The sequence below is a fragment of the Methanobrevibacter sp. genome, assembly GCF_036307625.1.
Lineage (GTDB): Archaea > Methanobacteriota > Methanobacteria > Methanobacteriales > Methanobacteriaceae > Methanocatella.
Window position 1 is genome coordinate 1 of sequence record NZ_JAXJXF010000056.1, and the last position, 8052, is coordinate 8052.

6 protein-coding genes are annotated in these 8052 nt (G+C 30.8%); 1 reads left to right on the forward strand and 5 read right to left on the reverse strand.

Annotated features, from left to right (window positions below; genetic code table 11):
• Positions 1-4074 (forward strand): C1 family peptidase (locus tag UIB65_RS03385; RefSeq protein WP_330039718.1); only part of this gene is annotated, 4074 nt, incomplete at its 5' end.
• A gap of 1128 nt (positions 4075-5202) precedes the next feature.
• Here the strand turns inward: UIB65_RS03385 and UIB65_RS03390 are convergent.
• The 5 genes from UIB65_RS03390 to UIB65_RS03410 form a co-directional block, all read right to left on the reverse strand.
• The gene (locus UIB65_RS03390) at positions 5203-5817 is read right to left on the reverse strand and encodes a phosphopantothenoylcysteine decarboxylase (RefSeq protein WP_330039723.1); all 615 of its coding nucleotides are present in this window, start codon (positions 5815-5817) and stop codon (positions 5203-5205) included.
• Between the two features lie 34 nt (positions 5818-5851).
• Positions 5852-6361 carry a flavoprotein gene (locus UIB65_RS03395; protein ID WP_330039719.1) on the reverse strand — a complete coding sequence of 170 codons (510 nt, stop codon included), beginning with the start codon at positions 6359-6361 and terminating at the stop codon, positions 5852-5854.
• A 25-nt stretch (positions 6362-6386) separates the two neighbouring features.
• Positions 6387-6926, reverse strand: a complete 540-nt coding sequence (locus UIB65_RS03400; RefSeq protein WP_330039720.1) for a hypothetical protein — start codon at positions 6924-6926, stop codon at positions 6387-6389.
• 28 nt (positions 6927-6954) lie between these two features.
• A complete protein-coding gene (locus UIB65_RS03405) occupies positions 6955-7674 on the reverse strand; it encodes an endoglucanase (RefSeq protein ID WP_330039721.1) in 720 nt (239 codons plus the stop codon).
• A 49-nt stretch (positions 7675-7723) separates the two neighbouring features.
• Positions 7724-8052: ACT domain-containing protein (locus UIB65_RS03410; protein ID WP_330039722.1), on the reverse strand; the 329-nt coding region annotated here is incomplete at its 5' end.

Genomic DNA, 8052 nt, shown 5'->3' on the forward strand with positions numbered 1-8052 from the left:
TCAAACATTTACTTGAAAAATGGAGAATATGACTATAAACAGGAATATGAACACAGAAACATCACATTTATTGGTGAAGACACATCAAATACTATCATCAACGGTAACGGAAGCACCATCCATATAACCGAATTTGTATCATTCAAGAATCTTACCCTGAAAAACATCAAAATCCATGCTCCTGAAAACATGACCTTATCTAATGTCATTTTCAAAGATTTCAAATATAACTACTCTGAAGACTTCCCAACAGGAATGATTTACAACGGCTACAGTGACAGCAGCAATATCAATATGGTGAATTGTACATTTTACAATAACACCATTTTAGATGCAGGCATCTTAGAAGCATATTACAGCACAGTGAATATTAAAGACTCAAAAATTATTGACAACGAAAATGTCGTATCAGATTCCTATATAACTTATGGAATAATTTATGCATCCAAATCAAACCTCACCATTTACAACTGCGAATTTATTAACAACAAAATTGGATCTCCTTCAGGAGTATTGACCTGCGAAAAATCAGCAATCAATATAACCGATTCCAAATTTGTGAACAATACCGCAAAAAGCACACCATGTATTCGCGTAAATCAGGCTGATGCTTTAATTGATGGTTGTGAATTCATTAACAATACCGGCACATCCAGTTATGGATCCGTCTATATGAGTAGAGGAAATCTTAACATATCCAATTGTGAATTTATAAACAATTCTGCCGGGAGAAGGGGAGGATCAATATATTATACAACTTACGCCCTTTTAAATTTCACTGTTGACAATTGTACCTTTTATGATTCAAAAGCAAAGCAAACTGGAGGGTCCATTTATATCTCTTGCGGAAACATCAATATCAACGATTGTAAGTTTTATAATTCCCAAGCCGATAGGGGAGGTGCAATATTATTTGAAAATTTATTTAAAGATCCTTCTCAAATAAAAATCACCTCAACTGAGTTTATCAATTGCTCTTCAACATTAAAAGGCGGAGCAATATATTGTAGCGATTCAGATTCATTCAATGGATTTAATTTATCAATAGTTAATGCTAAATCAAAATATGGAGCAGGAATATTAATCAACAATTGTAATTCAACATTCAATAATCTGACTATAACAAATTCATCAAGCCTCATTGGAGCTTATTTCCACCAAAAGGGTGATCTAAACTTAATAAACTCACTTTTTTCCTCAAATACTGGTAATTTTGGATCTGCCATATATCTAACAGATATGCAAAACGTACTAATTGAAAACAATACCTTCAAGAACAATAATGCCAGCGGTTATGGCAGCGCAATTTATATCGTTTCCAAATCAACTCAAGATTTTTCAAAAAATAATTATGAGAATAATTCAGCGAAAGAAAATAAAACCATATATGTCAATTACATTTCATATGATAAGGATAATCTAATAATTATCAGCAGAAATTACACATTTTTCATAGGCAATTATACTGATACTGATTACATCCCCCAGTATTACAATTTAGCTGACTTAAATCAGACCACTTCCGTTAAGGACCAGATGGATGAGGGTAACTGCTGGGCTTTTGCAGCAATTGGAGGATTGGAGTCAAATGTTTTAAAATCACATAATTTATTACTGGACCTTTCAGAAAACAACATGAAAAACATTGCAAGTAACACATCACCATTCGGCTGGATTTATGAACCAAATTATGGAGGATTTCCATATACGCACATAGGTTACCTTGTAAGCTGGTTAGGTCCCGTTTTGGAAGAGGATGATCCGTATATAGAGATTAGTCGATATTCAAATTTGTTTGATAGTGTATTGCACGTCCAGAATATTTTAAACATTAAAAGAGATAACTTCACAGATAATGATGAAATCAAAAAAGCGATAATGAAATATGGGGGAGTAGTATCCGCTATCTATTCAACAAATTCTGTTAAGCAGTATTACAATGAATCCATTTATTCCAATCATGAAATTGTTATTGTAGGTTGGAATGACACAATGGAAATACCTAATGCTCCAGGATTAGGAGCATGGATTTGTAAAAACAGTTGGGGCTCTGAGTGGGGAGAAGACGGCTATTTCTATGTTTCATATTATGATACCTCCTGCCCTTCAAAATCAGACTTTTTAGGCACATCCGTAATCATATTCAACAGTACAATAAAATACGAGAAAAATTACCAGTACGATCAGGCACAAACTGATTTCATCAATACCCTAAATGATACAGTATGGTATAAAAACAGATTCAATGCAACCAACAATGAACTTTTAGCAGGAGTATCCACATATTTCAAGGAAGATAGCTTTTGGAATTTATCAGTTTATGTCAACAATGCTTTAAAATTAAGTAAAACAGGATTTTCAAAATCAGGATACTGGACAATTGAACTCGGAAAGGTCATCCCATTGGAAATGGGTGATGTTTTTGAAATAGAATTCCAAATCAATCACAATAATGCCAGCGTCCCTATCTGTGAAGGGACAATATACGTCAATAAATTTTACAGCGAAAACATCTCATTTATAAGCTTTGACGGTGAAAACTGGACTGACCTCTATGATTATAACTGGAATAACGAAGGAAAAAACGCATTACAGGTAGCATGCATCAAAGCATTCACAGTGCTTAACAATGAATCATTTATGATGCTTTCACATCAAATCGAAAACCATGAGAATTATCTTGAATTAACAAATGATTATACATATACAGATATCGATGAAGAATTTATAGATGGAATCATAATCAGCAAAGACAATTTCACAATTGACGGAAAAGGTCACACCATCAATGGAATAGGGCTTGCAAGAATATTCAACATTACAGCAAACAATGTTACCTTGAAAAATATTAATTTCATTAACGGCAATAGTAAAACCAGAGGCGGAGCAATTTATGTTAATGGAACCGGAATCTTAATTAATTGCGAATTCCACAAAAACTATGCACCATATGGCGGAGCAATCTACATTTATTCAGAAGTAAATGTGACCAACTCCAAGTTTATCGAAAATGCTGCAGAATACGGTGGAGCAATACACAATGAAGGTAAATCAAACATAAACAACTCTAAATTTACTGAAAATAATGCAAATGAGGGAAGTGCAATTAAAACCGAAACTGACATGACAATCAGCAATTCTGAATTCATCGGCAATTGTGAAGATTGCATTGATGTCAACCAAGGTGCCAAAATAACTTTAAATAACGTTACAAGTGATGTTCCATTGGTAAACGATACAATAAGCATAGAAATTCTTGAAGCTAAAGATATTGTTTACGGCAATTCCGCCAACATCAAAGTTCGAGTAAACAGCAGTGCCATATACCCATTAAACAGTGGAAAAGTTGTTATTAAAGTTAATAATGTTGAATATAATGTTGATGTAAAAGATGGAATTGCAACACTTGATATTCCTAAATTAAATGCTGGAACTTACAATGCCCATGTTACATACATTGACAATAACATGTCAAGAGCGGAAATTTCTGTTAATTTCACTGTAAATAAAAAAGACATTACAATTAATGCAAAAAATGCAGCATATGTCATCAACTACGGTGGAACATACAAAGTCAGCTTCAAAAATGTAGCTGACGGCACCAAAGTAACATTTACCTTAAACGGTAAAAACATTGGAACATCCACCATCAAAAATGGAGCTGCTTCAATAAAATTAACTGTAAAAATCCTAAAAACTGCAAAAGCAGGTAAAAAGAACATGGTAATCAAAATTGGAAACAAAAATTACAATCCAATAAGCAAAACCGTCAAAATTACCATCAACAAGGAAAAAACAAAAATAACAGCTAAAGCAAAAACATTCAAAAGAACAACAAAAACCAAAAAATACACAATAACACTAAAAAACAGCAAAAACAAAGCAATGAAAAAAACAAAAGTCACCCTAAATGTTAAAGGTAAAACATACACTGCCAAAACCAACAGCAAAGGCAAAGCAACCTTTAAAATTACCAAATTAACTAAAAAAGGAACTTACAAAGCAGTTATCAAATATAAAGGAAGCAACTACTACAAAAAAGCAACCAAAAACACCAAAATTAAAATCAAGTAGGTGCAACACGCATCTACCCTTCTTCTTTTTTTCAATTATAGCAATCAATAATCTTTTAACTTTAACCATATCTCTGATGACAATATCAATAAGATAGCTAAAATTTTAAGAATCTGTTAAAAAAAATAAATTTTTAAAGTTTAGATAAAAATTAAAAGATTCATATAGATTTAAATTTTTAGAGAATTGCAAAAAAGAAATGAGATCAATCAATATCCAAAAAAGTATACCAATAATATCCTAATAAATACCAACACCTTAGAAATTGCATGATGAAAAAAATTCAAAAATTTTATCAACACCAAGAAATAATCAGTTATGCAACAACACAAACATTTAAAACACAAACCATATCAAATCCCAAATCAAAATCCACCCAATATCAAAAGAAATATTAAGATAACTTTTTTAAAATTAATCAAAACATAAAACAAAACAGGTATAGAAAAGGCAATACTCTATTGTCCACGCAAGAAAAATTATTGAAAAAAATCACCCCATATTTGAGCGACAATCAACTAAAAAATTAGTCTGAGAAATATAAAAAATTACTACAAAATTCGCCAAAAAGTATTACTTAGATACCTTTTTATACTATAAAATAAAATATAAAATATGCTAATGCAAATAAAATAAAAGTTCATTGAAACGTCCTTTAGGTTGATTCACTCTATTAATCACTCCATTTAACTAATACCTAAAGGCATGAACTTATTTTATTTAAATAACTGTTTTTAAAAAAGTTTTTTTCAAAGATTAGTCTACTTATTTTATTCTAAAAAGTATTACTCAATAATGCCTAAAATAGCTTAGAAAAAAATAGAACATATTGAAAAATTAATTTACACCCCCCACCAAATTAAAATTAATTTTACACCCATCACAAAAAATACATGAAAAAAACAATATTAGATTACACTTAAAATTTTAATTGAAGAAGTTTAAAAGAAATTAACAACACAATCAATTACCCGCCATAAAGCGAAAGGAAACACCTCAAAAATATTAAAAAAACAATCAATATAATTCATAGTTATATGAAATGATACATAATAATAAGTCTTAAATTAAAAAATTAAATAGTAGTTAAATAAAAAATAGATTTAAAATAATCACATATATATGCAATCATATTTTTTTAGAAATTTCATCAAAAATTATTTTAGCAACCTGTTTTTTTGAGGTTAACGGAACTGTTAAAACATCCTCGTCAACAATCAGTACCTCATTGTTATCAGATCCAAAATGACAGCAGTCTTTTGAAATATCATTAGCAACAACCAAATCAGTGCCCGCATCTGAAATTTGTTTTCTGGCACATTCAATTATTTCATCACGGGAAATATTAAATTCCGCTTTAAATCCTACTAAAAATATATCTGGATTGACCTTCTTGATTTGACGGATGATTTTTGTAGTGGGTTTTAAATTAATTGATAATGATTTGCTTGAATCAATTTTTTTATTTGACTTTTTTACAAACTCAAAATCTGAAACCGCCGCAGTAGATATGAAAATATCATAATCAGGAATTAAATCCAAAACAGATTTATTCATTTGCGCGCCTGTTTCAACTTTTATAACATTAAAAACAGAAGGAATTTCAACAGACACATTAGCTACAACCAAAGTCAAATTGGCTCCTCGAATATAAGCTTCCTTGGCTAATTCCAAACCCATTTTTCCTGAAGATTTATTGGTTATTCCCCTAACGGAATCAATAGGTTCATAAGTTCCACCCAAACTTATCAAAATATTCTTGCCTTTAATAATAATATCAATCCTTATTTAAATTAATTGTTCTTAATGATTCTAAAACAATGTCTTCTTTGGATGGGAATTTAGCTTTTCCCTCATCCATTCTTGGTTTGATGAAGTTAGCTGATCCTTCCTGTTTAATTTTATCAATATTTTCCTTAATGGCCTTGAACATGGAATCATGCATTGATGGAACAAAAATTATTGGTGTATCATGACCATAGGCAGTGATTAATAAAGTTGAAATAGGATTATCTGCAATTCTATGAGCAAATTTGGAAATTGTATTGGCAGTGGCCGGAGCAACTAAAATTAAATCTTCCTGAGAATACTTTACATGCTCAATATCTCCTGTTAATTTAGTTACAACCTCATTTCCGGTTGCAAATTCCATAGCATTAGGATGGATAATTTCACATGCAGATTCACTCATGAAACATTTAACATCCACATCATTTCTCCTAAATTCACGAGCTAATTTTATTGATTCGGTAGCAGCTATGCTACCTGTAACACATAATATAATCATTTAAACACCTTAAAAAAAAAAGAAATTATGTAATTTGAATATCTGATAAGATATAATCAAAAACATACAAATTAGATTCAAATTTATCCATTGGTGCACTATAAAGCAGCACGTAAGCTTGTCCGCCTTTTTCAAACCAAACAGCTTTGTGTTCCTTTGCAACATTATTTTCCTTTGAAGTATAAATATATTCAAAAGCCTTATTGCCTGCAATCATTGATGAACCGGAAGATACTAACTGATAATTTGAATCATATTTCATAGGTTCATAAGTTTTATTAACGAATGTAGCGAAATCTCCTTCAATAGGTTTCTTTTCAATATTAATATTAACCTGACCTACACCAAAAGAGTCAACATCATCGGCTTTTGAAATAGCCATGATGGAATATGGTGAAATAGCTTGAGAATAACCCCAATTAGAAGGATAATTAATAGTAATACCTGATTTTGATAAAGATAAAACAGATGTGTCATTTGACTCAGCGCTAATGCTAGCTACAGATACAAATAACAATAACAATACAAAAACAACAATACTTCCTTTTAATATTTTAGTTTTCATAATATTTCCTCCAATGAGAATTTATTCACTAATTTTCCGTTCCCGAACTGGAACTACTACTTTGAGAACTCTGACTACTACTGCTCGACGATGAACTACTTTGAGAACTTTGACTACTACTTCGGGATCCCTGATTATAACTAGAAGAACTACTACTTGAAGAAGAATCCCTCGTAGTTTCAACAGAACTTGATGAAGAGGAATCCGAAGTGCCACTTGAATAAGTAGAATTAGTTTTAGAAGTTGTTGTTTTAGTAGTATTAGGTACAACAGTATTATTAAGCTCAGGGAATGCTGTATCTTGAACAACTGCTATTGAATCAGTACTGGATAACGCATTAAAGTCAAAATTAAAAATACCGTAAGCAACACCTGCAGTGAAACCAACTACCAATATCAGTAACAATAATAATTTAAAAGTACCGCTATCCATAGAAGATTTTTCCTTACGATTATACTTTGCATCACCCTTTTTAGGATTAATAATATATTTTTGAACTAAATCTTGTTCCTCTTTCTTTTTATTACCGGTAGGTTTTTTACTTCTTTTTCTTTTTCTAGTATTATCAGCAGGTTTGCCTTGCATAGACCTGATTTTTCTGGTAGCTGCCTGAGCATCAATAGTATTTAGCTTATCTTCATATTTTGAACGAAAATAACTATATTTTTCAGCAGAAATTTTTCCAGACCTATAATCTTTTTCCAAACTACTCATAATTTTAAGAAGTTTATCTCTATCATCTGACATGCCTACCCTCCCTGAACATTATAACATAATAATATATATCCATATTAATTTATAAGTTTAACTTAAATTCTGGGTAGGAACCTAAAACTTTTAAAAAATAAGTATTTTCTTTTATTTCATTTAAAATGTTTTGAATGACTTCCTCATTTTGATGACCATTAAAATCAACAAAAAACAGATATCTGCCTAAACCTTTTTTAGAAGGCCTTGATTCAATTTTTGTTAAATTTATATTGTTTTTTTGAAAAATTCCCAAAACATTGTATAAACTACCTGGACGGTCCTCATAAATGGAGAATATTATTGAGGTCTTGTCATTGCCAGTTATTTCATGGCTTTGCTTTGACAGAACAACAAAACGAGTAACATTGTTATCCA

What these genes read in the sequence shown, in the direction of transcription:
- UIB65_RS03400 (WP_330039720.1), bottom strand. Translation starts at nt 6,926, where the DNA reads ATGAAAACTAAAATATTAAAAGGAAGTATTGTTGTTTTTGTATTGTTA.
- UIB65_RS03405 (WP_330039721.1), bottom strand. Translation starts at nt 7,674, where the DNA reads ATGTCAGATGATAGAGATAAACTTCTTAAAATTATGAGTAGTTTGGAA.
- UIB65_RS03395 (WP_330039719.1), bottom strand. Translation starts at nt 6,361, where the DNA reads ATGATTATATTATGTGTTACAGGTAGCATAGCTGCTACCGAATCAATA.